Source organism: Streptomyces sp. NPDC048288 (genome assembly GCF_043201555.1).
Taxonomy (GTDB): domain Bacteria; phylum Actinomycetota; class Actinomycetes; order Streptomycetales; family Streptomycetaceae; genus Streptomyces.
The window spans coordinates 171986-198863 of sequence record NZ_JBICZD010000002.1 but is presented as its reverse complement, the minus strand read 5'-3'; the positions used below and the strand labels follow the sequence as shown (position 1 = coordinate 198863).

20 protein-coding genes are annotated in these 26878 nt (G+C 66.7%); 10 read left to right on the top strand and 10 right to left on the bottom strand.

Features of this window, described 5'->3' with window-relative positions; all coding sequences use genetic code 11:
• Positions 1–46: 46 nt before the first annotated feature.
• The 3 genes from ACGFZS_RS07230 to ACGFZS_RS07220 are packed head-to-tail and all read right to left on the bottom strand — an operon-like array spanning position 47 to position 8357.
• Positions 47–5095, bottom strand: coding sequence for an FtsK/SpoIIIE domain-containing protein (locus ACGFZS_RS07230; protein ID WP_393794250.1), 5049 nt, complete (start codon positions 5093–5095; stop codon positions 47–49).
• The gene (locus tag ACGFZS_RS07225; protein ID WP_393794249.1) at positions 5092–6525 is read right to left on the bottom strand and encodes a hypothetical protein; all 1434 of its coding nucleotides are present in this window, start codon (positions 6523–6525) and stop codon (positions 5092–5094) included. Before ACGFZS_RS07225 ends, ACGFZS_RS07230 begins: the two co-directional genes overlap by 4 nt.
• Positions 6525–8357, bottom strand: a complete 1833-nt coding sequence (locus tag ACGFZS_RS07220) for a hypothetical protein (protein WP_393794248.1) — start codon at positions 8355–8357, stop codon at positions 6525–6527. The genes ACGFZS_RS07225 and ACGFZS_RS07220 overlap by 1 nt, the downstream gene beginning before the upstream one ends.
• 434 nt (positions 8358–8791) lie before the next feature.
• Between ACGFZS_RS07220 and ACGFZS_RS07215 the strand changes: the two genes are divergently transcribed.
• Positions 8792–10009 (top strand): DNA cytosine methyltransferase, encoded by a 1218-nt coding sequence (locus ACGFZS_RS07215; RefSeq protein ID WP_393794247.1) that lies wholly within the window; start codon positions 8792–8794, stop codon positions 10007–10009.
• Between the two features lie 42 nt (positions 10010–10051).
• Here ACGFZS_RS07215 and ACGFZS_RS07210 read toward each other — a convergent pair whose 3' ends face one another.
• Positions 10052–10309, bottom strand: coding sequence for a DUF397 domain-containing protein (locus ACGFZS_RS07210; protein WP_393794246.1), 258 nt, complete (start codon positions 10307–10309; stop codon positions 10052–10054).
• On the bottom strand, positions 10306–11187 hold the full coding sequence (locus ACGFZS_RS07205) for a helix-turn-helix domain-containing protein (RefSeq protein ID WP_393794245.1): 882 nt from the start codon (positions 11185–11187) through the stop codon (positions 10306–10308). Before ACGFZS_RS07205 ends, ACGFZS_RS07210 begins: the two co-directional genes overlap by 4 nt.
• Before the next feature lie 224 nt (positions 11188–11411).
• Between ACGFZS_RS07205 and ACGFZS_RS07200 the strand changes: the two genes are divergently transcribed.
• Positions 11412–12752 carry a tetratricopeptide repeat protein gene (locus ACGFZS_RS07200; RefSeq protein WP_393794244.1) on the top strand — a complete coding sequence of 447 codons (1341 nt, stop codon included), beginning with the start codon at positions 11412–11414 and terminating at the stop codon, positions 12750–12752.
• A gap of 55 nt (positions 12753–12807) precedes the next feature.
• Positions 12808–13512 (top strand): 2'-5' RNA ligase family protein, encoded by a 705-nt coding sequence (locus tag ACGFZS_RS07195; protein WP_393794243.1) that lies wholly within the window; start codon positions 12808–12810, stop codon positions 13510–13512.
• Here ACGFZS_RS07195 and ACGFZS_RS07190 read toward each other — a convergent pair.
• On the bottom strand, positions 13486–13896 hold the full coding sequence (locus tag ACGFZS_RS07190) for an ATP-binding protein (RefSeq protein ID WP_393794242.1): 411 nt from the start codon (positions 13894–13896) through the stop codon (positions 13486–13488). The genes ACGFZS_RS07195 and ACGFZS_RS07190 overlap by 27 nt on opposite strands.
• 269 nt (positions 13897–14165) lie before the next feature.
• Between ACGFZS_RS07190 and ACGFZS_RS07185 the strand changes: the two genes are divergently transcribed.
• The 7 genes from ACGFZS_RS07185 (at position 14166) to ACGFZS_RS07155 (ending at position 21808) form a co-directional block, all read left to right on the top strand.
• Positions 14166–14573, top strand: a complete 408-nt coding sequence (locus tag ACGFZS_RS07185) for a hypothetical protein (protein WP_393794241.1) — start codon at positions 14166–14168, stop codon at positions 14571–14573.
• A complete protein-coding gene (locus ACGFZS_RS07180; RefSeq protein ID WP_393794240.1) occupies positions 14570–14749 on the top strand; it encodes a hypothetical protein in 180 nt (59 codons plus the stop codon). Before ACGFZS_RS07185 ends, ACGFZS_RS07180 begins: the two co-directional genes overlap by 4 nt.
• A gap of 196 nt (positions 14750–14945) precedes the next feature.
• Positions 14946–15164 (top strand): FxLD family lanthipeptide, encoded by a 219-nt coding sequence (locus tag ACGFZS_RS07175; RefSeq protein ID WP_393794239.1) that lies wholly within the window; start codon positions 14946–14948, stop codon positions 15162–15164.
• Positions 15165–15243: 79 nt separating this feature from the next.
• On the top strand, positions 15244–18297 hold the full coding sequence (locus tag ACGFZS_RS07170) for a lantibiotic dehydratase (RefSeq protein ID WP_393794238.1): 3054 nt from the start codon (positions 15244–15246) through the stop codon (positions 18295–18297).
• Positions 18294–19469 (top strand): lanthionine synthetase C family protein, encoded by a 1176-nt coding sequence (locus ACGFZS_RS07165; RefSeq protein WP_393794237.1) that lies wholly within the window; start codon positions 18294–18296, stop codon positions 19467–19469. Before ACGFZS_RS07170 ends, ACGFZS_RS07165 begins: the two co-directional genes overlap by 4 nt.
• Positions 19470–19559: 90 nt before the next feature.
• On the top strand, positions 19560–20780 hold the full coding sequence (gene fxlM, locus ACGFZS_RS07160) for a methyltransferase, FxLD system (protein WP_393794236.1): 1221 nt from the start codon (positions 19560–19562) through the stop codon (positions 20778–20780).
• A gap of 230 nt (positions 20781–21010) precedes the next feature.
• A complete protein-coding gene (locus tag ACGFZS_RS07155; RefSeq protein ID WP_393794235.1) occupies positions 21011–21808 on the top strand; it encodes a DUF4145 domain-containing protein in 798 nt (265 codons plus the stop codon).
• Positions 21809–21984: 176 nt separating this feature from the next.
• On the opposite strand, the gene haaN is transcribed toward ACGFZS_RS07155, so the two are convergent.
• The 4 genes from haaN to haaT all read right to left on the bottom strand — a co-directional run bounded on the left by haaN (position 21985) and on the right by haaT (position 26830).
• Positions 21985–22464, bottom strand: coding sequence for a cyclophane-containing RiPP N-acetyltransferase HaaN (haaN, locus tag ACGFZS_RS07150; protein WP_393794234.1), 480 nt, complete (start codon positions 22462–22464; stop codon positions 21985–21987).
• Between the two features lie 92 nt (positions 22465–22556).
• Positions 22557–23717, bottom strand: a complete 1161-nt coding sequence (locus ACGFZS_RS07145) for an FxsB family cyclophane-forming radical SAM/SPASM peptide maturase (protein WP_393794233.1) — start codon at positions 23715–23717, stop codon at positions 22557–22559.
• Between the two features lie 13 nt (positions 23718–23730).
• Positions 23731–23934 (bottom strand): HaaA family cyclophane-containing RiPP peptide, encoded by a 204-nt coding sequence (haaA, locus tag ACGFZS_RS07140; protein WP_393794232.1) that lies wholly within the window; start codon positions 23932–23934, stop codon positions 23731–23733.
• A gap of 127 nt (positions 23935–24061) precedes the next feature.
• A complete protein-coding gene (gene haaT, locus ACGFZS_RS07135; RefSeq protein WP_393794231.1) occupies positions 24062–26830 on the bottom strand; it encodes a cyclophane-containing RiPP biosynthesis TPR protein HaaT in 2769 nt (922 codons plus the stop codon).
• Positions 26831–26878: the final 48 nt, after the last annotated feature.

Genomic DNA, 26878 nt, shown 5'->3' with positions numbered 1-26878 from the left:
CGCCGCGTCGCTGGCGGCAGCGGTCAGCCATGGCGGAGCCGCCTGGTCAGCTCCCGTCGCGGGCCACTTGCAGCCGTATGGTGCCCTTGGCCGTGTGCAGAAAGGCATCGCCCTGTCCGGCCAAAGCTTCGGCTCCGGTCTCGTCCAGAATGATGCGGCTGTCGGTCGCGGTCTTGACCCGCAGGGCGAGTTGGGCGGGGAAGTTGGAGCGGATGGTCGTCGAGATAACGTCCGCGCTCGGGCGCTGCGTGGCTGCGATGACATGGATGCCGGCAGCGCGGGCCTTCTGCGTGAGGCGCTTGAGTAGCGCTTCAATTTTCTTCTTCTCTTCGGGATCGCTGGTGAGGTCGGCGTACTCGTCCAGGACGATGACGATCCAGGGCTTTCGGTCTGCTCTGTTGACCTTCGCGTTGTACTCGACGAGCTTGCGCGTGCGGATCGCCTTCATATCCTTGTAACGCACGGTCATCTCTTCGACAGTTTCCTCAAGAATCTCAATGGCGTCGGCGGCGTCCATACCGATCATGCCATCAAGGTGAGGGTCGTCCTCGAAGTCGACAAGCTCGGTGCCCTTGGGATCGACGAGGCGGAGTCGCAGGGTGCTCTTGTCGTACCGGACCAAGCCCTTGAGGATTGTGTCCAGGGCGACGGACTTTCCTGATCCGGTAGTGCCGGCCACCAGCAAGTGTGGTGAGTCCGCGGAGGACAGGTCGATGGTAACCGGGTTGCCTTCGATGTCGGCGCCAAGGGGAGCGATGAGGCTCTCAGGATCGGCCGGGCACTGCCGCCATAGGCCCTTGGCGTCGACCCCGTATTTCTCGCGGTCGACCTTGGGGATCTCGAAGAGCACGGAGCCGCGGTCGCTACGGGTACGAATGCTGAACCCGGAGGGTAGTGCCAGGGCCAGGAAGATCTCGTCGCGTCGATTGGTCAGCTTGTCCACGGTGACCCCAGGATTGGGGATGAACCGGAAGATGTAGAAGCCGGGTCCTTCCTGCCACTTGCCCACCTCCGGGGCGGTCACCACGACCTTGTGGCGGGCGAAGACGTCGACAACTTTGTTGTATCGAAGCCTCAGCTCCTCCTCGGAGAGCCCACCGCGATGAGCCTTCAGAGGGACAGGATCTACCTCTGCGGCAGGGGGATGCACAACTACCTTGCTCGGCGTGGCTGCTAGAGCACTTGCTTCGACAACCTCGACGGGTGCCGCCGGTTCTTCCGGAGTAGGCAGTTCGGCGGCAATTCCTGCTGAGGAGGCTTCGACGTCAGTATTGGGGACGTCCGCGGTCGCACTGTGGTCCTCGGATGCAACAAGTGGATCGGCGTTGGTGGGGTCCTGGTTGGCGCGCAGAGCGCCGATGAGGTTCAGCAGTTCGTGCTTGTTCAGCCTCACCAGAATGTGCTTGCCGAGGCGTCCAACCGCGGGTGCTGACTGGTCGTCCTCGGCTGAGACGGCCACGGCAATGCCTATGACTTGACCGAGCTGGACCTCCTCGGAGCGCAGGGCATCAAGGACCTTCGCCTCAACCTGACGGTGATCATCATTGCCGATCAGGGTGCGAGCTGGAAGATCTGCCGAGTCCACGGCGTTTCCACTGGTCTGAGCGATTGCGGCGGCAAGCTCGTCCAGCCAGAAAGGACGGTCATGGCGAGCTTCGCCGTCCGAGCGGAAAGCGTCCTTGCACAGGTCGGTGGTGCGGTTGAGCTGTTCCTCAGCCGATCCGACGTCGAAGGTCTGGCGGAACTTGGACTCGGCGACTAGGACATCCAGGCGAACCGTGCCGTCGTCCTGGACGGTCAGTACGAACCGACCCAGATCGGCCCGTGTTTTGTGTCCGCGGCCGAACCAGCGATGGTGCTCGTCGAAGCTAATCCAGGTGACCAGGCTCGTGCCCTGACGAGAGACGGGAAACTGCTGGTCGATGACAAACCGTGTGGCGACCAGGCCCACGACTTCGTTGACCGTGGTGCCGATACCAAGGGAGCGCAGCACGGCGCCAGGAGCCACGTTGCGGCCGACCTCGTAGATCCGCTTGGCGGTGCCTTCGGAGTCCTGCGGGGTGACGACACCGATCTGCTCCAGGCGGCGTCGCAGTCGCTGGACGACGAACTGCCGGCCGGTCTGCGAGCTGACAATGAGGGTGTACGACTCGTTCTTGCCGACATTCGGCTTGACAAGAATGACGTCAGGGCGGTTGCGCAGCGCATCGATCTGCTCACGACCGATGAAGCTGTCGAGGGTGACGACCCAGTGGGCTACGCGGTGCAGATCGGCGAACAAGTCCTGATGCTGGTCGAACTGCACCTGCATCTCGAAGTAGTCGATGCCGTCGACACTCTCTCGGGAGACCGGGGAACGGCGGTCATAGCGCACGCACAAGGTGGACCAAGACTCAAGAGCCTCGTCGGCGGTTTCGGGCAACAACGCCCTCACGACATTCTCGCTGGTCTGAGCCAAGTTGTGTGAGGCCGGGTGCTTCCAGGGGTTGAAGAAGCCTGACAAGGATTCCTTCTTGGTGCTTTCCTTAACGCTGGTCTGGGTGCCGAACAGTGCCGGAGCCAGGACGAGGTCTACGGTGTCTTCCAGCCCAGACAGGTCTGCTTTCTGCTCGGGCTCCCATGCCTGCAGGATGAGTTGAACATCGGGCAGGAAGCTGTCCTCGGACATCTCCGCGCCGGAGAAATGCAGGTCGAAACCCTGGATGATCTCGTGATGGGTAGCCTGAGGGGCCAGCACGACCAGATCAACCTTCAGACGAGGGTTCTTGGCCCGTACTTGCTTGGCCACGCGCATTGGCAGGACGGGATCGCCGTTGCGGTCCAGAAGCAGTACGCGGAGGCCGTCAAGCTTGTGGGGGTAGGTCGTCAGGTAGTCAGTGATGACGCGGACCATCTCATCGATCGCGGTCTCGTCGACGCTGGAGAGCCATTCCTTAGACTCGTTGCCGCCATGGCGGACTGGTGCGTACTCTTCGTGTCCAGCCGATTCCCGCATCGGAATGGCGACCGTGCCGTTCGGCCCGACGAGGACTGCCGGTGTTCCGTGTGGGGAGATGCGATCGATAGCGTCGAAGAAGAGATCCTCGTTCTCCTGGTTGAGGCTCAGACCTCCATCTTTATTCAGGGCTGTCTCAATGCTGCGGGCGGTCTCTGTGTAGTTCCGCGCCAGCCAGCGCAGCTTCAGCGGGTGGGTGGCCAGCATCATCATGCGGTGATCGGCCAGCCCGACGACGTCGGTCAGGACGACGGCCTTAAGGTCTTCGTCCGGAGCGTTGTTGGGAACCAGGGCGCTGCGCGCTTGGCGGAGGATGCCTTCCCACTCGCGTACGTAATCGTTGATGTTCCCGGCCTCAAGCCCTTCGGAGAGCCGTTCGAAGTGTTTCCGCTTGAGGCGCTCCAACTCGCCTGCAAAATGAGACTCAGGGACAGATGTAGGCTCGTCGACCTGCCATTGCCGAGGGTCGTTGAATTTCTCAAGGAAGGTGTCGAAGGTCAGATCGCTGGTATGGGCTGGGGTGTTTCGCCAGCTGTCGATGAGGGCTGCCAGGGCTATCTGCCCGGGGATACCCAGAGGGTCCCAGCGAAAACGTCGCTGCGCGGCGCCGTCCATCTCGACCAGGAAGCGCAAAGGTGCCCACTCGGTGTTCAGGTCGAATGGCTCTTGGGTTTCGCCGGCCTCCGGCACGATCGGCTTCGTCACGTCCAACAGGCAGTCTTTCACCTCCAGAGTCAGGCGAAGCCCGGTGGAGTCTTGGATGTCACCCAGGGTGCGTGCGTACAGGAAAGCGAACAACCAGCGGCTCCAGCGCCCGGCTTCCTGGTTGCCTTCAAGCCCGACGACGACGGTGCCTTCCTCTTCGTCGGAGAAGTAGGTCAGCTCGCGCAGCAGAGCTCGCAGTGGGTCTTGGACGACCTGAGAGTCCGGGAAGGCAAGCTTCTCAACTTTGCGGCGCGAACGCTTGGACAGCAGGTCGGCCAGCGCATCAGTGCCACCGATGGGAGACTCGTCAAGGAAGCGCTGTGCGGATTCCTGGTCTCCGCGGTCAAGCCCCTCCTCGATCATCATGGCGTCGAAGTCGTCGACTCGGTCTGCGGCCTTCTTCTCGATCTCTTGTCGTACCTGCTGCCCAAGGCCGATTTTCTTGGACTTCTGCTCGAAGACCTCAAGCCAGAGGGTCAGGTCGTGCCCACAACGTAGCTGACGACGATCTTGCAGATCAGGCCCACTGCGGTTGAGGTTGAGCACAAGGTTGCGCATGCGGGCTTTGACAGCCTCTGAGTCTGCTTCGATGTGAGCTAGGGATTCCTCAGTGAACTCAGCCGTGGTGATGCGGTCTATCAGGTCTTCCGCGGTAATTTCCTTGCCATTGGGCTGCTTGAAGGCACTGACGCAGACGTTCTTCTTGATCCGGGCAGGCAGCGCGGCAGGCTTGACGAAGAGGTTTCGGTCCGGGAAGAGACCAAGAGCGGGCAAGGCTGCAGAAATCTCGGCACAGACGACATCAGGGGTGTGGACCCGAGTGGCTGCGACCTTCTGCGCCGTCTCGACCAGGAAAGCTGCCCAGCGGTGCAAGGAACGGGAATCCTCATCGGTGACGGCACGCCAGATGTTGGGCAGAGATTCGGCCATAGGGGTCGGAACGGTGCCGCTGCCACCCGCCTCCCGCCATGCGTCTGCCATGAACCTGCCGAATCCGTGCTCCCCGGAGGTGTCATGGTAGTCACCCAGGATTGCGGCATCGTCAAGGGCGTTCATGGCCGCCAGGCCCTGTTCATCTGGAGACTGCCCCCACTCGAACAGCAACACCGCCGTGCCCTGCACGGAATTTCGCCACTTGGTCAGCTGGTCCCCCCGATTCAGCAGGAACTCATCAGGTACGCCGTCTATCTGCTCTGAAGTGCCGACCTTGACGACAACCTGAAGTTCCGGAGACTTCGACAGTCTCTGGGCCGTGTGACGGAGGGCCTCGGCCACGGTTTGCTGATCGAACCCGCTGACACGCAGGCGGACACGATCCCCGGTGGATTCAGTGACCTTGCGCAGTGCTTCATCGGCGACGAACCGGCCGAGCGCTCGGATGCTGCTGTCGGTCACCGGGGCTCCCCTCGAACCATGCTGGTTGCGTCTGAATACTGAGTGAGCAGGCCGATGGCGGCTAGCTTCCCTTGAAATGCCTTGCCGTTGCGAGCAAGCACTGACGAGTCGATCTCATGGGCCAGCGGGCTCTCAGACGCGACCTTGTTCTCAGTTACTAGGCCATAATTCTTGTACAGCAGGGCACAAAACTGGTCGAACTCCATCTCCGTGCCCTGCGGGACAGTGGCAGATGCCAGTGCCTCAAGCATGGGGGGCTTCATAGTGAAATGTCGACGCCCGACCGTTGCGTTCAGGGCTCCCACAGCGGCGAGGGTCTCGCTGAAGAATGCTCGGGGCGATGCGACTGCGCTGTCCGTCTCCTTGGTGAATCGCTCGTAGCGGTCCTTCTTAGCCTCGTCGCCTTCGGCTTCGCTGATCATTTCCCGGGCCTGGATGTTGATCGCGTTGCCGATGTCGTTGCGGAAGCTGGCGAGATTCTTCTGCGACTCGCTGCGCAGCGGGGTCGCCTCGTTGCCGAAGTCCAACAGGATCGACTCGCTATCGGTAGAACCCAGCTTTCTGCGTGCGAGGTGAAGCTGGTGGCGGGCCAAGCAATAGGGGACCCAGTGCATGAGGCTCTCGGTGCGTTTGGCTCTGGGCGTGGTAGTCCTGGCGACGATGTTACGAGCCCCGTTTCTCAGCAGGCCAGGCCACGGGCTGAGGTTTTCGTACAGGTCAATGTCTCTTTCTGAATCGTCTTCGTAGGGCTCTTCGTCGTAGTCGAAGTCGTGGGTGCTGAGGGCCTTGGCAAGGTTGCCCAGCGGGGTGCCGCTGTCTCGAACGAGGTCGTCCAGTCCCCGTCGCGTAGCCGCCTTGCGGGCAGGATCAGGATCGCTGCGCAGGACCTTGTAGGCCCAGCCCCCACCATCACGGAAGAGATAGCGCTCGATGCTGGGAGCCTTGATCTTGGCAGTTAGCTTGCGGGCCTGTTCACGCTTCTTGGGGGAGGCACCGCGTTGATTGACCTGTCGATCGACTGCGTCGTAATGGATGAGTTCGCCGACGAACGGATAGATGTGTGCCCCGAACCAGCTGGGCTGACTGCGACGCCCCGGGATCTCGACCAACAGGGACGAGAACAGGGCATGGAGGGTTTCCAGTGTCTCGGGGGAGTCCAGCTCGACCGCTTTACCGAGTTCCTCGTCGCCTTCAGCGATGGAGGCTTTGGTCGCGATCCGCCGAGCCAAGTCGTGTGAGGTCCTGGTGTAGGCGACTCTGTCTCCGTCGTCCAGCAGTCCTGCGTGCTTCTGTGGGTCCTTCTGATGTGCCAAGTAGACGCCGCGGGCGATCGCGAGCATCTCAAGCGAGACGTAAAAGCCGCGGCCCTGCTGTTCAAGATTCACACCGAAGAGACGACGGACAACCTCTGCCTTGGAGCGATCAGCCATTACGCCCGCACCGACCTGATCTTGTCGCCGACGTCGATCATGAGCTTTCTCATGACATTGCCCACCAGTACCTGGATCTCGTCGTCCTTGTTCGAAGAGTCAGCCAGCTCTGCCAGGGATCCGCTCAGTCCACGGATCTCGGCCTCGTGCTGGACCTCGCTACGCAGACCTGCGGCCCACCGCGTCAGCAACTCGAAGCGCAAAAGATCCACTTCGACCGAGACTGCGGCCTGGTCGGAGTCGACGGCTGGGATACGGATGTAGATGGAGCGGTTGAGCCACTCAACAGCGTTCCGCATCCCTGGGGTGTCGCCCGTGCGTCCTTCTTTCTGCCACTGGGTGACCTGGTCGACCACCTCAACGCCCTTGCTGGAAACTCGTCGGGAGATCACCGCCGCGCGGGCGCGATGGGCGAAGAAGGCCGGGTCAAGTACGAGGAAGTCGGGGTTGCTCCCAGCCCGGTGGATACCCTGGACAGCTTCCAGGCCCTTGAGGAAGCGGTCTCGTACTGTGGTGTCTGCCGGGTCCCCATTCTTGTTCTGGACACTGACGAAGTCGTCGCCAGCCTGCAGGCCCAGCCGGGCGAACCGGTCTTTGTTGTCGATGCTGTTGAAGAAGTCAGCCCGCCGCAGGAACGTGTACAAGCCCCGCAGCTGTTCGGCCTGCTTCTGCGCATCCCGGATCGTACGGGCCTTTTGCAGGAAGCTCTTGGGATCCTCGGGAGGGAAGCGGCCGACGGTGTCTGGGTCAAGGCGGTCGTCGACCTGACGACGGGAGACCTTGCCCGGATCTAGCTTGCGCAGCGCGAAAAAAGCAGGCACCCGATGACGCTTCTGCTCGGTCAACGCGTCGCCGAAGAGCGCTTGGTGGTACAGGTGGGGCGCCTGCCACAGTTTGCTTGAGTGCGACCGCTGGTACCTGGCATGGACGCTCTCGCAAGACAGACCACCGGTAAGCATGTAGCTGGTCACTGCCAGCGCTTGTCGGGCTGTGACCACGGCTCCGGTGCGCTCGGCCGCAGCGAATAGGTCGCGGATTGCAGCACGGCGCTGGGGCCCGTGGGCGGCATCATTCAGCTCGTTCCGGTTGGCCAGAATTGGGCAGACATCCTGTGCGTCACAGGTCTCACATGCCTTCCACCGCGACCATTGCGGGGTCGTCCACTGTCTTAGTACCCAAGGAACGAAGCCACCGTTGCCGCCTTCGGCAGCTACGGACTGGTAGTTGAGGTTGACGACAATGACTGTGCCATCGGGACTGCTGACCTGCCCACGAGCGATGCCGTCCGTGAGGGTCCTCACCAGAATCTTGGCGCATCCTGTGCCGCCGTTGTCGAGGTTGTCGTCTTCGGCGACGCATGCACGTAGCTGGCCCTCGTTTGCGCAGATAACCGCGACGCCCTCGTCCGGAGGATCGAGTAGTTCGACGAGCTTTTGGGCACCCGCCTGCGCATCAAGCTCGCTGAGATCCCTCAGGATGTACAGCGGGCGCCCGCTGCGTGTCCGGCCGAGGGGGCGGCTGGCGTTGCCGGCCTCAGTCAGTTCGTTGAAAACTGCTTTTTTGCGGACATCTTGTGGGATCGTCTCGCCATCGACCCACAGCTCAAGCAGGAGGCTGGCACACAGGCTCGTCTTGCCATGCCCAGCGTCCCCGGTGAGGACGATTGTCTTTGTGTTCGGTGCCTCTATGGCGCTCAGCAGGTAGTCCAGCGTCGCGACGCGGAACAGCGACTGTGTTCGGTCTGCTCGCTCGTAGATCATCTCTGAGGTGTCACCATCGAACGGTTGGTAACTACGTATCCGTTGGACGTGCTTGTTGACCTCGAGCGGCATGCGGCTGTCCTTCGTCGACCGGGCAGGGAGCGCTGAAGAATTTTAGCTGGCACCGTTGCTGACGGTAGATCAAATATGGTGCCAGAGCGCTGAAGTGCGCCTGATTCGCCAGCGGGGTACTCCGTCGGGCTCCTCAAGAGTCCCTGATCACTGTGCTTGGCGCTGAGGCACTCGATGCTGACTGCGGTTTCGTTGAGGGTCGGCCGGACGACGTGGGCCCTGCCGGTGCCGCGGTAACAACAGTGCCGCAGGTGATGGCCGATGACGAAATGGTTCAGGGTGCTCGTGATGCCGGAAGGCGGGGCGTAGAAGTGTCATGAGCGGCAGGTCAGGCGACACTTACCTGCCGGTCTACCGCGCGCGTTCATCCTTGATCGAGTACGATGACCGCTCGTTCCGGCGGTTCTACAGGCAAGGGCAGATGGGGGGCACGCGTGGGCAAGCAGTACCCCCTGCAGGCTAAGCGGCGGCCGAAGTTTGAGGAGGGCGTCAGCTCCCTGCGAGTCGTGGACCTCTTCGCCGGCTGCGGTGGCCTCACCCTGGGTACTGCCCAGGCAGCCCACAAGCGCGACGTCTCGCTTGACGTTCGTCTCGCAGTTGACTTCGAGGCAGCTCCCACCGAGGTCTTCAAGGCCAACTTTCCCAAGGCCAACGTCCAAGAGGGAAGCGTTGAGTCCTACTTCGACGGCGACCTCGGCGCCTCGTTGACCGCTCGGGAGACTGCGACGCTCTCCACGGTGGGTGAGGTTGGACTCTTGCTCGGCGGGCCCCCGTGCCAGGGGCACAGTAACCTCAATAACCACACTCGCCGCGATGATCCGAAGAACCGACTGTACCTGCGTATGGCTCGTGCCGCAGAGGTTCTGCGCCCTCGCGCAGTCGTCATCGAGAACGTGCTGGCCGTTGTCAATGACAAGCAGCAGGTGGTCTCCCGCGCCATCGTTCACCTTAAGAAGCTTGGATACGACGTCGCCACCAGTCGTATCGACCTTCTCAAGCTCGGGGTCGCCCAGACGCGTAAACGCCACATACTGCTGGCCATCCGTGAAGACGCGCTGCCATTTGGCTATTCAGCCGCCGACCTGCTGAAGGTCGAAGACCACAAAGCCACGCCTCATGATCTGTACTGGGCGATCGGCGACCTGCTCGACGTCCGACCGAAGTCATTTTTCGATGAGGCTGCCGTACCCAACGCCGATAATCAGCGGCGTATGAAGTATCTCTTCGAGAACGACGAGCATAACCTGCCGAACGAAGAGCGCCCCGAGTGTCATCAGGGTGAGCACAATTACACCTCGATGTATGGCCGCTTGTGGTGGGACCGTCCGGCTCAGACTATTACCAGCGGTTTCGCTACGATGGGTCGCGGACGTTTTGTCCACCCTGAAGTTCCGCGGTGTCTGACCGCCCACGAGGCCGCGCGTATCCAGGGTTTCCCGGACTATTTCAAGTTCGTCGATGAAAGGGTCAAGCCTCGCTATGAGCTGACTCGCACCGAGGTTCAGGTCATCATCGGCAACGCCGTGCCCCCACCCCTCACAGAGGCGCTGACCTCCAAGCTCTTCGACGCTGAGGTACTGCTGGTGAAGGACGACGCGTCCCGGCAGCTTGAGGACGACTTCGCAGCCTCTGCTGTCGACGTCGCCTGCTGAGCCTGCAACGGATGGTTCCATCCGAGGGGAATGTCTTTCTTCTCAGCCGCAATGCTCGCTGTTGGATACGCTGGCGATTCCGGCGACCAGTGCGCGCATCGCCATTGTCGAGAAGAGCAACGGCCCACGGTCGGTGTCCTTGGAGTCACGCACTGCGGCGTGTTCGCCCAACTCCGCGACTTCCACGCAGTCATTTGCACCCCCGCTGTACGAGCTCTTTCGCCACCGCGCGTGCGCGAGATCGACGCCTCGTGGGGCTGTCGTGACGTCGTGCGGGGTGGCTGCGCTGGGCGTGCTCACTCTTCGAGCTCCTTGTTGATACGTGCGATGCGGGTGCGAGTCTCCGACGGGTCGAGGGCGCTGTCCCTCAACTGATCGAAGATTTCCGTGTAGTTGTCCACGTCCTCCGGGGACTCCAAATACACGGAGTTCTTGGGGTTCTCCAGCCACACCAGGTCCGGCGTGGGGTGCGGGAAAGTCAGGATGACGAACGGGCCGTACAGTCCGGGATGCGCCCCGAGCGAGAACGGCAGCAGCTGCACGGTGACGTTCGACTGCTCGCTCGCCTCCACCAGTTTTCGCAGCTGGTCGCGCATGACATCTACAGAGCCGACCGTCCTGCGCAGCACGGCTTCGTCGAGGATCGCCCAGAGTCCGGCGGGGGCCTCACCACCCAAGCGGCTGTTCTGCCGCTCCATGCGGACCCTGACCAGGGACTCGACCTGCGGCGGGGACAGGTCCTTCCTCATCTGGGAGATCACGGCACGTGCGTAGTCCTCGGTCTGGAGCAGCCCTGGCACGAGCATCGGCTGGTAGCTGGCGAGGTGCGTCGCGCCGGCCTCCAGTGCGAGGTACCCGTCGTAGCGGGTTGGTGTGAGCACCGTGGAGTACTTCCGCCACCAGGGTTTCTGCTGTTCCTTGTCCGCTCGCACGAGGTCGAGCACGTCGGCGCGCCGGCCTTCGTCTTCGACGCCGTACAGGTCCAGCAGAGCGCGGACGAGGACCGGCGTCGTACCGCGTTCGCCGTTCTCGATTCGGCTCAGTGACCCCTGATTGACCTCCAGCTGGTCGGCGACCTCGGTGAGGGTGAGCCCGGTCGCGTCACGCAGTTCCTTCAGCCGTGCCGCGAGCTGTCGCCGGTAGACCGACTGCGGGACCAGGCTTCTCTTCAAGGCCATGCCGGAAGTCTCTCCGTACCGGCGCTGCCTCGACAAGCCCGTACGGGTCAACTTCTCAAGGCATATTGCCTAGTTGATGGTTACGTCGGCATGCTGTCATGAGTCACGACGCGTCCTCGTACGGGTGCGCGCCGCAGCAGACCGATGGGCGATGCCTCGCCACGACCCCGTCACCGGCGCGCGCCTCCACGTCGGTCCCGCACGCCGTACCAGGAGGGTGGGCCATGCCACGGACAACGCTGCTCCGGCAGCTGCTCCAGCAACGGCACCTGACGACGCACGAGGCTTTCGCCGCCCAGTACGAGCGGGCCGCCGTGCGGCTGGCGGAGCTCGACCGAGACCCTCGCCTGGCGTCCCTCCAGGTCTCTCCACGCCAGTTCGACCGCTGGTACGGCGGGGAGCTACTGACCCTGCCCCGTCCTGACGCCTGCCGGGTGCTGGAGCACATGCTGGGCAGACCGGTGTCCGAGCTGTTCTCCGCGGTGTACGACGGCGACTCCGAGTCCGGCCGCTCCGAGGAGCCGCCCGCACGCCAGCAAGCGCCGAGTCCCCTTGCGCCGCGAGAGGACGACGAGAACCCCCTGGACATCGTCGCCCGGACCCGGCAGCTCACGGCCAGCAACACCGACGCCGCGACGCTCGCGTTCCTGGATTCCTCCCTGGAGGGCATTGCCGGCCGGTACGAGCAGGACGGGCCGTACGCCCTACGCCCCCAGGCTCGCCAGGTGCGGCAGCTCGCCCACACCCTCCTCGACGGTCGCCAGCCACCAGGCACACGCCGCGAGCTCTTCCGCCTCGCCGCTCGCGCCTCCGGCCTGCTCGGCTACATGGCGGTGAACACGGGCGACTTCGCGCTCTCGGAGGCGTACTGCACCGAAGCCCGCGATCTCAGCGGCGAGATCGGCGACCTGGACACGGAGCTCTGGGCGCGCGGGACCCTCTCCTTCGGCCTCTACTACGCGGGCCGGTACGACGAGGCCGACGCTTGCGCCGCCGCTGCCGTTGAGCGCGCGCCACGCCACCCCCAGTCCATCCGCCTGCTCGCCAACGGCCGAGCCCGAGCCCTCGGTAAAACCGGTGACCGACGTGCCGTCGAGCAGGCGATCGGGCAGGCCCTCCGCCTCTCCGACCTCCACGAGGTACCCGTCGGGCTCACCTCCTGCATCTCCTTCGAGCCGTACGGACGAGCCCGGACGCTGGCCAACGCCGTCACGTCACACGTGGCCCTGCGCAACACGGCTCAGGTACTGCGTGACGCCGAGCACATCGACGACCTGGTCGAGCACTCGGCCTCCTCCTGGAGCCGTTCGCTCGTACGCCTCGACGTCGCCACCGCGCTGCTGCAGCAGCGCACTCCTGACATCGACCACGCGATGGCGCTCGGGGGTGAGGCCCTACGGCTGTGCGGAGACACCCCGATCAGCTCCGTCTACCAACGCTCCCGTCACCTGCGCGAGCAGGCCGGGCCGTGGCGTGATCACCAAGCGGTACGCGATTATGGCGAGGAGTTCCTGGCCTGGAGCTCGCAGCCAGCCGTCCTGGCCATGGCGTCATCCGCGTCGTAGGCGCCGTCGATGTCGTCGTACGCCGGGGCAGTGTGAAGCCGAAGGAGTTCGACGGGTGCCCCTGCTCAGCGCCGATCCCGCCGCGTTCCCCGCCGAGCCTCCCGCCGACACGCATGATCCGGCGGTCACCGCGGCCCATGACTGGGCGGCGTTCAGCGCACTCGACGAGATGATCGACCACTGGGCACGCCCTGGCTGGTCGGACGGCAGCCGGGCGTACTACTGGATGCTGGCCTTCCCGGACGACCGGCGGCTCGCGACCCTCGCCGGACACTGCCAGGAGGAGCTGGCGCCCCTCGGCCTCGACCCGGTGCCGACGGACGGGCTGCACATCACCCTCGCCCGCGTGGGCAGGTCGGACGCTGTCGCCCCCGGTCAGCTGGACAGCCTGGCGCGGGACGTCGAGGCGCTGCTGCCCCCCGCGTTCTCCATACGCGCCATGCCGCTGGCCGGCTCCCGCGGTGCCGTCCGCCTGTCCCTCGGCCCGTGGGAACCCCTGCTGCGGCTGCACCACGCGCTGGCCGAGGCCGGAAGCAGCGCCGGTCTCGCGCCGAAGAAGCCGACGTCCGCTTTCCGACCTCACTTGAGCCTCGCCTACAACAACCGTCGGCGTCCCGCTACCCCTGTCGTGGAGGCGGTCTCAGCACTTCGTGCTCTCCCCGCTGTCGAACTCTCCGTGTCCACCGTTCAGTTGGTGGAACTCCGCCGCGAGGGCCGGACGTACCGCTGGGATCTACGGAAGAGCGTCCCGCTCGGGTAGCCCACAGGCATCCAGGGGGAAGACCACGACCACCACCTTGCCGATCGCGGTCGGCCGGACTGACCATACGGAGGCCAGCGCCCCGACGAGCAGCAGTCCGAGACCACTTTCCGTCAGCTCACCCAGCGACGCCTGCGCTGATCGCGCCTGGACCTTGGAGACGTCCCGTCCCGCGTCGTGGACTCGCAGTACCGCTACGTCCCGGTAGACCTCCACGCACATGCAGTCCGGTCCGCCGGCGGTGTGTCTGACCGCGTTGCCCACCAGTTCCGAGGCGACCAGAACGGCGTCGTCGACGCGCTCCGGTGAGGCACGTCCCTTGAGGGACTCGTGTACGTGTCGCCGCGCGAGGCCCGAAGGCTCGGCGCAGTCGGCCAGCTTCACCCAATGACGCCTTACCGGTGTCTGCCTGCAGAGGCGCTCTTCGTCTACCGCGTCCATCGCCGCTCTCGTTTCCGGTTGGGCACTGGACCGATCACCCTCGCCATCCGTGAGCTGCGGCGGTACGCCGCAGCTCCGCCTCTTCGCGCGCCGCCGGACGGCGGACGAACGGCGTCCTGACGGCGTACCGCCGTCGGCCGCCCCCAGCGAGGCTCTTCTTCGAAGCGCCGGCCCTTGGCGTCTCGACCACAACCGGCTGGAGGTAACTCGGAATGAGCGGCAGCGCAAGGCAGATCGCACTGCACGAGGTGCCCCCGGGCGCGCGCCTGGTGCTGTACGCCTGCCTGCCCGCGTCGCTCGGTGAGATCGCCGACCACAGCGTGGCCAGCACACGGCGGTACGTCGCCGATGCCGGCTTGGAGGCGGTCGAGACATACGTCGACCGGGCGGCACCGTTCGAGAGCCGCGCCCTGTGCGAGGGCTGGCACAACGCTCTGGCCGCGGTCGAGCAGGGGAGGGCGGCCGCGATCGTCACCCCTCCGCTCGTGATGCTGGGGCATCTGGAGGAGGACAGGACGAACCTCGCGGCCTGGCAGGCCCGGACCGGGGCGTTGATCACGACGCCATGGGCAGTCGTCGACGCCGCCGACCCGACGCTCTTACGGAGGACGGCGGCGTGATGACCACCATGCGGCTACGGCCTCTGCGGCAACTGCTCAGCCAGCTCGGATTGGTGCTGCGGCACCCGGCGAAGTACGTCGGCCGGTTCGGCTTCGGCGCCTTCCAAGTGCTGTTCCTGCCCGTCCTGGTGACCGGCACAGCGTTGACCACGCTCTACGCAGGCCAGATCAGGTAGCTACGGCCCGCGTCCTCGACTCCCTCTCCGGATGCTCCGAATCCCCGTCCCCCACGGAATCCGATCAGCCGGAGAGGGGCCGCACCGCAAGGTGCGAATGCAGGAACCCGACCGGTGTGCGGCGCGGCGAGCCGCACACCGGCCGGCCAGCAGTACGACGAACCGTTCGAACCCTTCCGACACGAGAGGAAGTGCGATGACCGCAACCACACTCAGCCCGATCAGCGCGCCACCGCCGGTAACGGCCGGCGCCGAGGTGCCCGTGGTGGCAGGCGCCCTCGACGTACCCGCCGACCCCTTCGACATCGACCTCACCATCATCACGGAGGTCGACGCCGACCTGCTTCCCAGGGCGTGCGACACCGGTGACGGCTGCAAGCCGTCCTGCGCCTCGTCCTGCGCGAGCGCCGTCTGACAGCGGCTCGTACGCGGGGCCGGGGGCACTTTCGCTCCCGGCCCCGCCCGGTCACAGAACTATGGCGGAGGCACGGGAAATGGGAAGTGACGGAAAGCTCTACCAGCACACGGGCACGGCCCTGCTCCGGGCCGCCGCGATGCCGCTGACGAGTCTGCCGGGGTGGTGGCCCGATCCGGCCGACACGGATGCCTGCCGTAGATGGCTGAAGGAGGTGTGGGCCGACGAGGGGTTCGCTGACGCGGTCCGGCAGACGAGCGGTGATCTCGCCACACGGGTCGACGCGATCCGCGCGGGGCAGCCGGCACGTCCCAAGCAGGTCCGGCGCGCTGCCCTGGCCACCGTCCGCTACGCGCTGCGAGCTACCGGGCGGCCGACCCCGTTCGGCCTCTTCGCCGGGGTGGCGCCGGTCGGCGTGGGTTCCGCCCCGTACGCGAGATGGGGAGACGCGCACCGGGCCGTGGCGCGGGTGGACACCGAGTGGCTGGACGACGTCGTCGCTCGTCTGGAGGCGTCCCCCGACCTGCTGGAGCGCTTGGACGTGGTCCTGAACAACCTGGCGGCACGCCGAGGCGGACGCCTGCACGTCCCGCACGGTGGACCGATGGGGGCCACTGTCCGGCGCACCAGCGCGGTCCGCTGGATCGAGGACCTCGCGCGCGAGCCGGTCCGCTTCGCCGCCCTCGCCGAGCAGTTGGCCTCCGCCTTTCGCCGAACCGAGCCACGCCACATCACCACACTGCTCGGCACGCTGGTGCGCGAGAAGTTCCTGATTACCAGCTTGCGCACGCCGATGACCGACACCGATCCGCTGTCCCACCTGATCGAGCAGCTGTACAGCTTGGACGCGGGCACGGTGCCGGAGGCCGCGCGGGTCCTGCACGAACTGGAAGCAGTGCGACGCGCTGTGCACGAGCACAACCGGCTTCCCGCGAACCGCCAGGCGTCACAACGGCAGGCGCTGACGCCGCTCTTGCGTCGGCTTTCCGGCGCGGGCCGAAGCCCTCTCGCCATCGACCTGCGGCTGGACGCCGAGGTACGGATCCCCGAGAGCGTCGCGCGCGAGATGGAGCGCGCCGCCGATGCGCTGCTGCGGCTGACGCGCCGACCGGCGGGCCAGGGTGTGTGGAAGGAGTACCAGGTCGCGTTCTGGGAGCGGTACGGCACCGGAACACTGGTGCCGGTGAAGGAGGTCGTCGACCCGGCGTCCGGGCTCGGCTACCCGGCCGAGTACCCCGGCAGCCGCATGACCGCGCCGCCAACGGTGGTCTCCGAGCGGGACGAGCGGCTGCTGGCCCTGGCCTGGCAGGCCCTGGCCGACGACGGCAGGGAGATCGTCCTCACCGACGACGTGATCGACCGCCTGGCCGACGAGACGATGGCCGTGCGGGAGGCGCCGCCCCACGTGGAGATGTGCGCGCGCCTGCACGCCGACAGTCTGCCCGCGCTGGAGCGCGGGGACTTCACGCTCACTGTGACGCCGGCCCGCGCCGCGGGAACACTCACGTCCCGATTCTCACCGGTCGCCAACGGCTTAGGACTCGACGAGATCTACCGCCAGGTCCCCGCGAGCGTCGAGAACGCGCTGACCGCGCAGCTCTCCTTCCCGCCGCTGTACCCGCACACCGAGAACGTCGCCCGCATCCCCGCCTATCTCCCGCACGTGATCCCACTGGGTGAACACCGCGGCCCCGGCGACACCGTGCCGACGCTCATCGACGTCGACGACCTCGCGGTCACGGCCACGCACACCCGCCTGTATCTGGTCAGCATCTCCCGCCGTCGCGTCGTTGACCCGCAGGTCTTCCACGCCATGGCCCTGGACAAGCAACCTCCGCCCCTGGCCCGGTTCCTGGCGCACCTGACCCGTTCCTTCGGCCCCGCCTGGACCGGCTTCGACTGGGGTCCGCACGGCGCACGGCTGCCGTTCCTGCCACGCGTCCGCTACGGGCGCGTGATCCTCTCTCCTGGCCGCTGGAACCTGACCGCCGACGCCTTCCCCGGCCGGGGTACGGAGACACGGGAGTGGGCGGACGCCCTCGGCCGCTGGCGGAAGCAGTGGCACTGCCACGATGCCGTCGAGCTGCGGGAAGACGACCGCACACGACGACTGAGGCTCGACGTGCCCGCCCACGTCGCCGTCCTGCGCGCCCACCTGTCCCGGGAAGACCAGACCGTGCTCACCGAGGCGCCCCCCGAGGAGAGCTACGGCTGGATCGGCGGCCACGTCCACGAGATCGCCCTGCCCATGACCAGCACCCGCCCGCCGGCCCCTGACCCGCTCTCCGGCTCCCTCCCCGTGCTCACCAATAGCACCCTCGGGCCCGTACCGGGATCGGTGTGGGCACCCTGGCTGAACGCCAAGATCTACACCCACCCCGACCAGTTCGAGGAACTGATCGCCACCCACCTCGCGCGGCTCATGGCCCAGCTCCAGGGCGCACCCGAGTGGTGGTTCGTCCGCTACCGCACCCCGCACGACCCCGACCACCTACGCCTGCGCATCCGCACCCGAAGCCCCGGACAGTACTCCGCCCACACCGAGCTCGTCGCCCGATGGGCCGCCGGACTGCGCCACGAGGGGCTCAGCAGCAGGCTCGTGTTCGACACGTACACCCCGGAGATCGGCCGCTACGGCCCCGGCGCTGCCCTGCGCGGTGCCGAGGCGGTGTTCGCCGCCGACTCGGCCTACTCCCTCGCCGTCCTGCGGGGCCTGGGAGGCGACGGCCTCGACGGACGCGCGCTGGCCGCGGCCGGCATGGCGGACATCGCCTGCGGTCTGCTCGGTCTCGACGATGGCATGCGTTGGCTGGCCAACCGTCCCGCTCCTCCGGCCCGAGTCGAGCGAGGCGTCAGAGACCAGACCGTCGAACTCGTTCGCCACCCCACGCCCCGCGCCCGCGGCTGGGGCGAAGCGCTCGCACACGCGTGGCACCGCCGCGCGGTGGCCCTGACGCTGTATCGCGAGCACCTCGCCGAGGACATGGACCTCGACTCGGTTCTGGAGTCCCTGCTGCACATGCACCACAACCGACTGCGCGGCCTGGACCGGGAGGACGAGCGGATCTGCCGGCGCCTGGCCCGTCAGTCCGCTCTCGCGTGGACCGCACGGCCGGGGGAGAGCCACTCATGAACCACGACGCGTCGCCCACACCCACCAGGCCCGGCTGGGGCCAGTCGCTGTACTCCGGCGCGGCGGGAGCCGCCCTGCTGCACGCCGTCAGGGCCCACACCGGCGAAGACGACACGGACGCGCTCCGGCCGTGGGCCGCCGCCATGGTCAAGGGCCCGATACAGGCCGCCCCGGAGGCATGCGGCCTGTACGAGGGCGCGCCAGCCGTCGCGTACGTCCTCAGCTTCACGCACACGGACACCGGCACCCGCGCCCTGGCGACCCTGGACGCACACCTCGCCGACGTCACCCGCCACCGCCTCATGCGGGCGAACGCCCGCATCGACCGCGGCGCGCCGCCCAGCCTGGACGAGTACGACCTCATCAGCGGACTGACCGGCCTGGGGGTCTACCACCTGCACCGCGGTCACCGGACTGAACTACGAGACGTCCTCGCCTACCTGGTGCGGCTGACCGAACCGATCACCATCGAGTCCCAGCTCCTGCCGGGCTGGTGGAGCAGCGACAGCCCCGACCTTCGCCCGTCGCCGCAATGGCCCGGCGGACACGGCAACCTTGGTCTGGCCCACGGCATCAGTGGACCCCTCGCACTGCTGGCCACTGCCGTGCGCCACGGCCACACGGCGCCCGGACAGAAACGAGCCATCATCCGGATATGCGGCTGGCTCGACCAGTGGCGCGACGGTACGGGCTCGCGCGCCTGGTGGCCGGGCCTGGTCACCCGGCCCGAACACCGACGCGGCGTTATCCAGCACTCGGTACCGGGACGTCCGTCCTGGTGCTATGGCACCCCCGGCATCGCCCGCGCCCAACAACTCGCCGCCATCGCCCTCGGCGACCCCGACCGGCAACGCCGCGCCGAACAGGCCCTTGCCGGATGCCTGGCCGACGACCAGCAGCTCGCCCAGCTCACCGACGCATCCCTATGCCACGGCTGGGCGGGACTCATACAGACCGCCGCCCGGGCCGCCGCCGACGCCGTCAACGACGAACTCGCAGCGCACCTGCCCCGTCTGCGAGCCCGGCTCGACGAGCACCTGGACCACAGCGGACTGCCGGACGGAGTCGGCCTGATGGACGGCACGTCGGGCATTCACCTGGTCCGTCTCACCGACCCCGTCAACACGGCGACTACCGCCCCCTGGGACCGCTGCCTGCTCCTGGCGGGATGACGCTCGTGAACCGCAGCACCCCGCACTAGATCACCTGAGTACGCTCTGTGCCTGCCGTACGCACGGCCGGGCACCTTCCGGAAGGACGCGATGAACACCACCGGCGCCTCCCCTGAGGACCTGCGCAACCGCCTGGTCGACGCCATCCTGCAGCAGGACGTCTCCGGCCCCCGCGACGCACGCGTCGAAGCCGCCATGCGGGCCGTACCCCGCCACGCCTTCCTCCCCGACGCACCCCTCCGGGAGGCGTACGCCAACAAGAGCGTCACCATCAAGGAGAACCCCGACGAGGACGCCCTCCCGCTGAGCTGCGCCTCCCAACCCGACGTCGTGCACTTCATGCTGGTCCAGCTCGGCGTCCGCGAAGGCGACCACGTCTTCGAGATCGGGGCCGGCACCGGCTACAACGCCGCCCTGCTTAAGCACCTCACCGGAAAGTCCGGTCAGGTCACCACGTGCGACATCGCCCCCGACGTGACGGCCTACGCCCGCCGGATGCTGGACGCGAACGGGTACGCCGACGTTCGCGTGGTCACGAGGGACGGCGCCCTCGGTGCCCCGGAGTTCGGCCCCTACGACCGAATGATCGCGGCGGTCGGCATGTGGGACCTTCCCGAAGCCTGGTGGGACCAGCTCGCCGTCGGCGGACGCCTCGTGGTCCCGTTGCGTTGGCGCGGGCTGTCCAGGTCCGTGGCGTTCCGTCGGGAGAAGGACCTGATGCGGTCCGACTCCGTGAGGATGTGTGGCTTCCTCCCGGTGATCGGCCAGGACGGCGAGCGGAACGGCTACATCGACGACAACCGGCTCGTCAGGCTCTACTGGGACGTGGACCAGCTCATCGCCCCAGAGCTGCTGCGCGATGCCCTCAACCAACCGAAGTCGGTCGTCTGGACCGACGCGACGGTCGGCTCCGTCGAGTCCTTCGACGGCGTCTGGCTGCGCCTGAGCGCCACCGAACGAGCGACCTGCCGCATCACCGCGAAGGCCGAAGCGATGGAGGTTGGCCTTCACCGCCCCGCCTCACCCGCCCTGAGCCCAGCCCTCGTCGAGGCCGACTCCATCGCCTACCTCACTCTGGAGCGCACCGCCGAGCCTCAGTCCACCGAACCTCGGTTCCGGCTGGGAGCCGTCGGCTACGGCCCGGCCGGCGCCGAACTCGCCGAGCGGATCTGCGGGCAGATCCGTGCCTGGAGCCCGGCCAGGACCGTCGAACCCGCGATCACCGCCTACCCTGCGGACACGCAGGACAGAGACCTCGCCGACGGAGCAGTGATCGACCGCCCTTCTGTACGGCTCGTCATCGCCTATTGACCCTGCTGATCCTGACGCAGGCGGGCGCGGCGGTCGACGAGGGCGACCGTGGGTCGTTCGTGGCTGACGTGCTGCCTGCTGGCCAGCCCCGGGCGTGAGTAGTTCCGGTACAGAAAATGCCGATGAGAATGATCATTTCCTTGCAGCTCAGCTACCACCCTGCGACCCGCTTTCGGCCTACTCAAAAACCTTTCCCTGTGGGGTCGTTGGCGCTGGCAAGATACGACACCATGGCAAACTTCTTGATTAAGGATCTACGGGAAATCGCTAAGGGCTTCCCCGAGAACCTGGATGACTGGCCTCACATCCCGTGCCCCACGTGCACGCGAGGGGCCTTGCTCCCGGTCCCCGACTCGTTCGTGGCAGAGGAGTCGGTCACCAGTAGGTCCTTGCACAACCACGATGGGTGGGAACCCGAGTGGATTCACGGTGGCTTCCACTGCGTACTCACGTGCAGGAGAGAGACCTGCGACCACGTGCGCGTCATCGGGGAGATGACTGTCGACTGGGCAGGTCGGCACGGCGTCCAGTACGAGCAGTACTTGACGCCGACCATGTTCTTCCCAGCGCTGCCCCTGCTCGAAAGCCGCGACCTCTGCCCCAAAGAGGTCGGGGAGCGAGTTGACGCCGCAGCCAAGATCCTTTGGCTCGACCCCAACGCTGCCGCGAACAGGATCCGGACGGCGGTCGAGGCTCTGATGGACGACCGGGGAGTCATTCGTACGAAGCTCAATGGCGCGGGGAAATCCGTCAAGCTTAGCCTCGACAACCGGATCGCAACTTTCAAGACAGCGCTGCCGCAGCACGCGGACGCCGCTGACCTGCTCCTGGCCGTCAAGTGGATCGGAAACGTGGGCAGCCACGAGGACGTTCTCCGCATCCCTGACGTCCTGGAGGGAGTCGAGTTTTTGGACCATGCCCTGTCCTTGATTTACGACACGAGCCGCGGCGACATACAGAAGAGGGCATCCGAGGTCACAGCCCGGCGAGGACGGCCAGGCACCTTCTCCATCAAGGTCCCGTTCTGAGTCAGTGACTGAGTACAAGCACGAGGCGTGTGGGCTTCTGCCGCCTGTGCCGACCGCCCGCGCTATGTCTTCGTCGAGGGGTGGAAAAGGACTGGGGGTGTGATCACAGGCTGCTGTTCACCCGCCCGTGATCAACTCCGGTGGCTCGCAGCGCTCCACTTTCACAGCACTCGCCCTCACGCGGTGCCGGCGTCGACCCGGTAGACGATCTTCCCGTCGGACTCGCTGAACCCAAGTGCCTCGTAGAAGGCCGGTGCGCCTGGGTTGTCGCGGTCAGCCATCCATTCCACCCGGCTGCACCCGGGGCGCGCGGCGGCCAAGGCGCGGAGTTCGCCCATGAGGCGAGCACCGATGCCCTGCCGACGCAGGGTGCCACGGACGTAGAGCTCCTTCAGGAACAGGGAGTGCGAGGAGCCAGCGGCCGGCCATAGGTAGGAATAGGCGGCGAGACCCACGATGTCCCCGGTCTCGTCCTCGACGAGCAGGGCGGACGCGAGCGGTGGCGCACCGAAGAGGGCTTCTTCCACTTGGAGGCGGCGCTCGTCGATCGGCTGGATATCTGTGTCGGCAGCTCCGTAGTACCGCTCGATCTCTTCGATCAGCTCGGCCAAAGCCGGGACGTCCCGCTTCTCCGCGGGACGGATCGTCACGGTCATCGGCGCCTCCTGTCCTTCCTCGATTGCTTCGATGTCTGCTGCATTCGCTCTTTCCAACACGTGATCCTCTCCCCGCGGTACGGCACACGCGCCTACGGCGACGCCGCAGCCCGCGCGTATGGGTTCCAGCCGTGCCGCCGCAGGGAGCCCTGCACGTGTCGGACGAGGTACTCCAGGTCCGCGCAGTAGACAGACGGATTCCGGTAGCCCTGGGCTTCGCTGAAGCGGTGTGGGAGGTAGCCACCACCGCACACGTCCACGAGTGGGCAGGCACGGCACAGCTCGGCTAGCGCATCCTTGCCATGCTGCCGGTGCAGCAGCTTCGGATGCGACAGAGCTTCGTCGAATGAGTGGCGCAGGACGTCGAGCCCGAGCCAGGAGGCACCCTCCTCGACCGACCGCAGGGTGTCCACCGCTTCGATGGAGCCGTCGGACTCGATCACGACGCTCGTCGGCGGGGCCAGGCCGAGCGTCTCCACCGAGCCGCGCACGCCAGAGCTGAGGGCCACGATGTCCTCCAGCATCCGGACACTGTGCCTGTACTCGGGCCGGGCGAGCCAGACGTCGTAAACCCTGCACATCCACAGCCCGTACTCGGGCACGCTGGGGTCGGCGCGGTGCGGCGGGTCGTCGTGAGTCGCGTGCGGCAGACCGAAGTCGATCACTGGAGGTTCGAACGCCGCCAAGTAGTCGTGAACTTCCACGGGATCGTTGGCAAGGTCCACGACGGCGAGCAGTCCCGCGAACAGGTGAGGCCGTGACCGCAGGAGTTCGATGCCGTGCACGGCGGAGGCGGCGCTCGACCGCCCGGCGTGGGTCAGCCGGTGCCGGTCGTTCGCCCGCGGCGGTCCGTCGAGGCTGACGCCCACCGCGACCTCGTACCGCTCGAAGAGGTCCAGCCACGCTCCGGACAGAAGAGTCCCGTTCGTCTGGAGCTCGAAGAGCACCCGGGTCCCGGTCGGCACACCGTCCCGAACGGCCTCCAGCAGCTCGGCCATGTGTTGGACCCCAGCAAGAAGCGGCTCTCCGCCGTGCAGGACGACGTGGATAGTCCGAAGGCCATGCGCAGAGGCGTGCTCACCGATTCGCCGGGCTGCGGCCCGGGCCACAGCGAGGTCCATCCGGGCGGGCAGGCGCCGCGCCGCCTGGTCCCTGGAGTTGAAGACGAAGCAGTAGTCGCAGTCGATGTTGCAGCGGTTGGCGACCTTGAGGATGAACGTCCGGAAAGGAACGGGGCCTTCGGGTTCTGTCATCGAGCAGATGCGCCTACAGCGGCCAGGGCCAGATGAGCGAAGCCGCGTGGGCACCGTCACCGAACCGGCCCGTCGCGCCCTCCTCTGCCTCAAGCCGTTGCCGGACGCGGGCGGCCACGCGGTCCAGGACGGCCGTGCCAGCCGCCGTCGGCTCTGCGGACGCCGTGCCAACGGGCGTGATGGTGCGTAGCTCGGTGACGGACGTGGGTGACGGCATTCAACGCTCCTCGTGAGGAACGTGCCAGAGGCGGCACGGTGCGACGGGGTTGAAGCGACAGATCAGCCGGAAACGTAGCATCCGCAACCACCCACCCGGCACTGGGAATTCGGCCACATGGTCGGCCTCAGCCGGACCGCGGCACCAGCAACCGCTCGATATCGTCCACGGCTGCGCTAACTCCCAACCGCCGGTACACCGTCAGGGCGGCTCGCAGCGAGCCCACACCGTGACCAGGACCGTCAACCGTCCAGTCGCAGCGACCGATGCCCTCCAGCGCCCGCGCCTCCTCCAGCGGGCAGCGGATGTCCCGCGCGAGTGTGAGGGCCTGATCGAAGTGCCGGCGGGCGGCCGTCGGTTCATCGGAGGTGAACAGCAGCATCCCCCAGTGGTTCAGCACCTCCGCCTCGCCGCACCGGTCGCCCAGGCCCCGCAGGATCTCCACACCGCGTTGGAACGCCTCGATCGCGGCGTCGCGCTCACCGACGATGCCGCGCGCCGCGCCCAGCTCGCTCAGCGAGGCGGCCTCACCCCCGTGGCTGCCGAGCTCACGGTAGGCGTCCAGGGCCTCCTCCAGAAGCCGGATCGCCTCTGTCGCATCCCCGGAAACACGGTCCACGACCCCAAGGTGGCGCACGCTGGTCGCTTGGCCGAACCGTTCACCAAGCTCGGTGAAGTGCGTCAGGGCCTGGCTGTGTGCCGTCCGCGCTCCTTCAATGTCTCCGGTCTGCCGTCGGACGACGCCCATCTCGTTCAGCGCGTAAGCCTGGTGCGTACGGTCGTCCAGCTCCAGGTAGATGTCGAACGCCTCCTGGTGATGCCGTGCGGCCAGGTCGTACGCGCCCATGAGGCAGTGCACGACGCCCAGGTCGCGCAGGGAGTTTGCCTCCCCGTACCGGTCGCCGAGTTCTCGGTAGATCGTCAGGGCCTCGCTCTGTGCCTCCACAGCGGCGTCGAACCGGCTCATCTGCCGATGTGTCATGCCGAGATCGGCGAGCGCGTTCGCCTGTCCGAGCCGATAGCCCAGCTCTCGATAGAGGACGAGAGCCTCCGTCTGGGCGCGGGCCGCGTCCTCGTTTTCGGCGGTCAGGTACCAGACGATGCCCAGCTGGTTGAGTGCGTCCGCCTTGCCGCGCCGTTCGTCGACCGCTTCGTACGCCGTCACGGCGTCGCCGAGGGACTCGATCGCCTGCGGGTAGGCAGCCATGAAGCGGCGCACGACACCGAGTTCGGCGAGAGCGTCACCGCGGGCCCGCTGGTCGCCGGCTTGGCGGGCGGCCTCGGAGGCGGTCCGATGGAGCCCGACGGCCTGGTCCCAGGGACCGGCCTGGCGCAGGAAGGGAGCCATGGCCGCCGCGAGCCGGACGACGAGGTCGTACAGGGCGAGGCCGTTTGCCCGCCGGACACAGGCGAGGATGTTGGCCCGCTCGGTCTCCAGCCAGCTCATAGCGTCCGCCCGCGACTCCAGCGCCGGAGTCTCCACCCGCGAGGCGCCGTCCGGCGCCGGTGGCACTACCGCACCACTGCGCCCGATGTGCCCGTTTACGACGGCGAGAGCGGCCAGGTAGTAGGTGCACACACGCTGTACGGCCTGTACGTGGTCCATGCTGTCCCCCTCGGTGGCGAGACCGCGAGCGTAGTCACGCAGGAGATCGTGCAGCCGGTAGCGACTCCCCGGTTGCTCGTCGATCAGGTGGTCGTCGTAGAGCGCTTCGAGGTGCCCACGAGCCACCACGACCGAGACCTCACCAAGAGCCGCGCCGACCTGCGGGTCGAGATCGCTGCCGGGGAAGAAACCGAGCCGCTGGAAGAAGCGCTGCCGCTCCGGCGCCAGGTCCCGATAGGAGAGATCGAACGTCGCGGTGACGGCGCGCTCCCCGGCCCGCAGCTCTCCCAGCCGGTCCCGCGCCGCCAACAGCCGCCCGCGCAGGTCCTCCGCGGTCCAGGACGGATGATGCCGCAGCCGTGCCGCGAGCAGAGACACCCCCAACGGCAGGCACCCGCACAGCCGGACCAGCTCGTCCACCACATCCCGGTCCAGCGCATCGGCCGGCCGCCCGCTGAGCCGCACGAAGAGATCGACCGCGTGATCCGGCGGCAGCGCGTCCACCGACATGACCACTTCCTCGTTCGCCACCAGTCGCTTGCGGCTGGTCACCAACACCAGGCACCCGCTCCCACCAGGGAGCAGCGGCTCCAGCTGCCGATAGCTGGCCGCGTTGTCGAGAATCAGCAGCGCCTTCTTGTCCGCGAGTCTGCTCCGCCACATGGCGGCCCGGGCCTCCGTGACCGCTCCGACGTCGTCTCCGACGGGTATCTGCTGTGTCGGCACGCCGGCGGCCGCAAGAAGAGAGGCGAGCGCCTCGCCGGCCTGCACCGGAGTGCGACCCGGCGTGTACCCGTTGAGATTCACGAAGAGCTGCCCGTCGGGGAACCGCTCGGAGAGCAGGTGGCCGGCGTGCACGGCGAAAGTGGTCTTCCCGACACCCGGCATCCCGTCGATCACGTGAACGGGCAGCCCCTCGCCCTGCTCCTGTGAGGCCCGCACCGAGCCCACCAGCAGCTCCAGCTCCGCGGTACGGTCGGTGAACGCTGCGGTGTCGCGTGGCAGCGAACGCAGTACTTGGGCGGCCCCCGGCGGCCCCGTTCCATCCTCCGGCCTCGCGGATGGCGCGGGAGGCCGAGACTCGGAAAGCCCGGCGAGTAGAGCCGTCATCCCCGCCATCGCCACGCCTAACACGACGAACGAGAGCCAGGCGTGCGCCTGTAACCACCCCAGCCAGCCGGGCCACCGTGACTCATTGGACACGGCGTTCGTGACGAGCCCGACCAGCAGCGTGGTCACAGCGCCGCCTCCGGCGACGACGGCGATCGCGATCCCGCGCCGGAGTCTCATGCCCGGGCCCCAGCGGCCGGGGGACCGACCGGTTCCCCCACGGTGCCG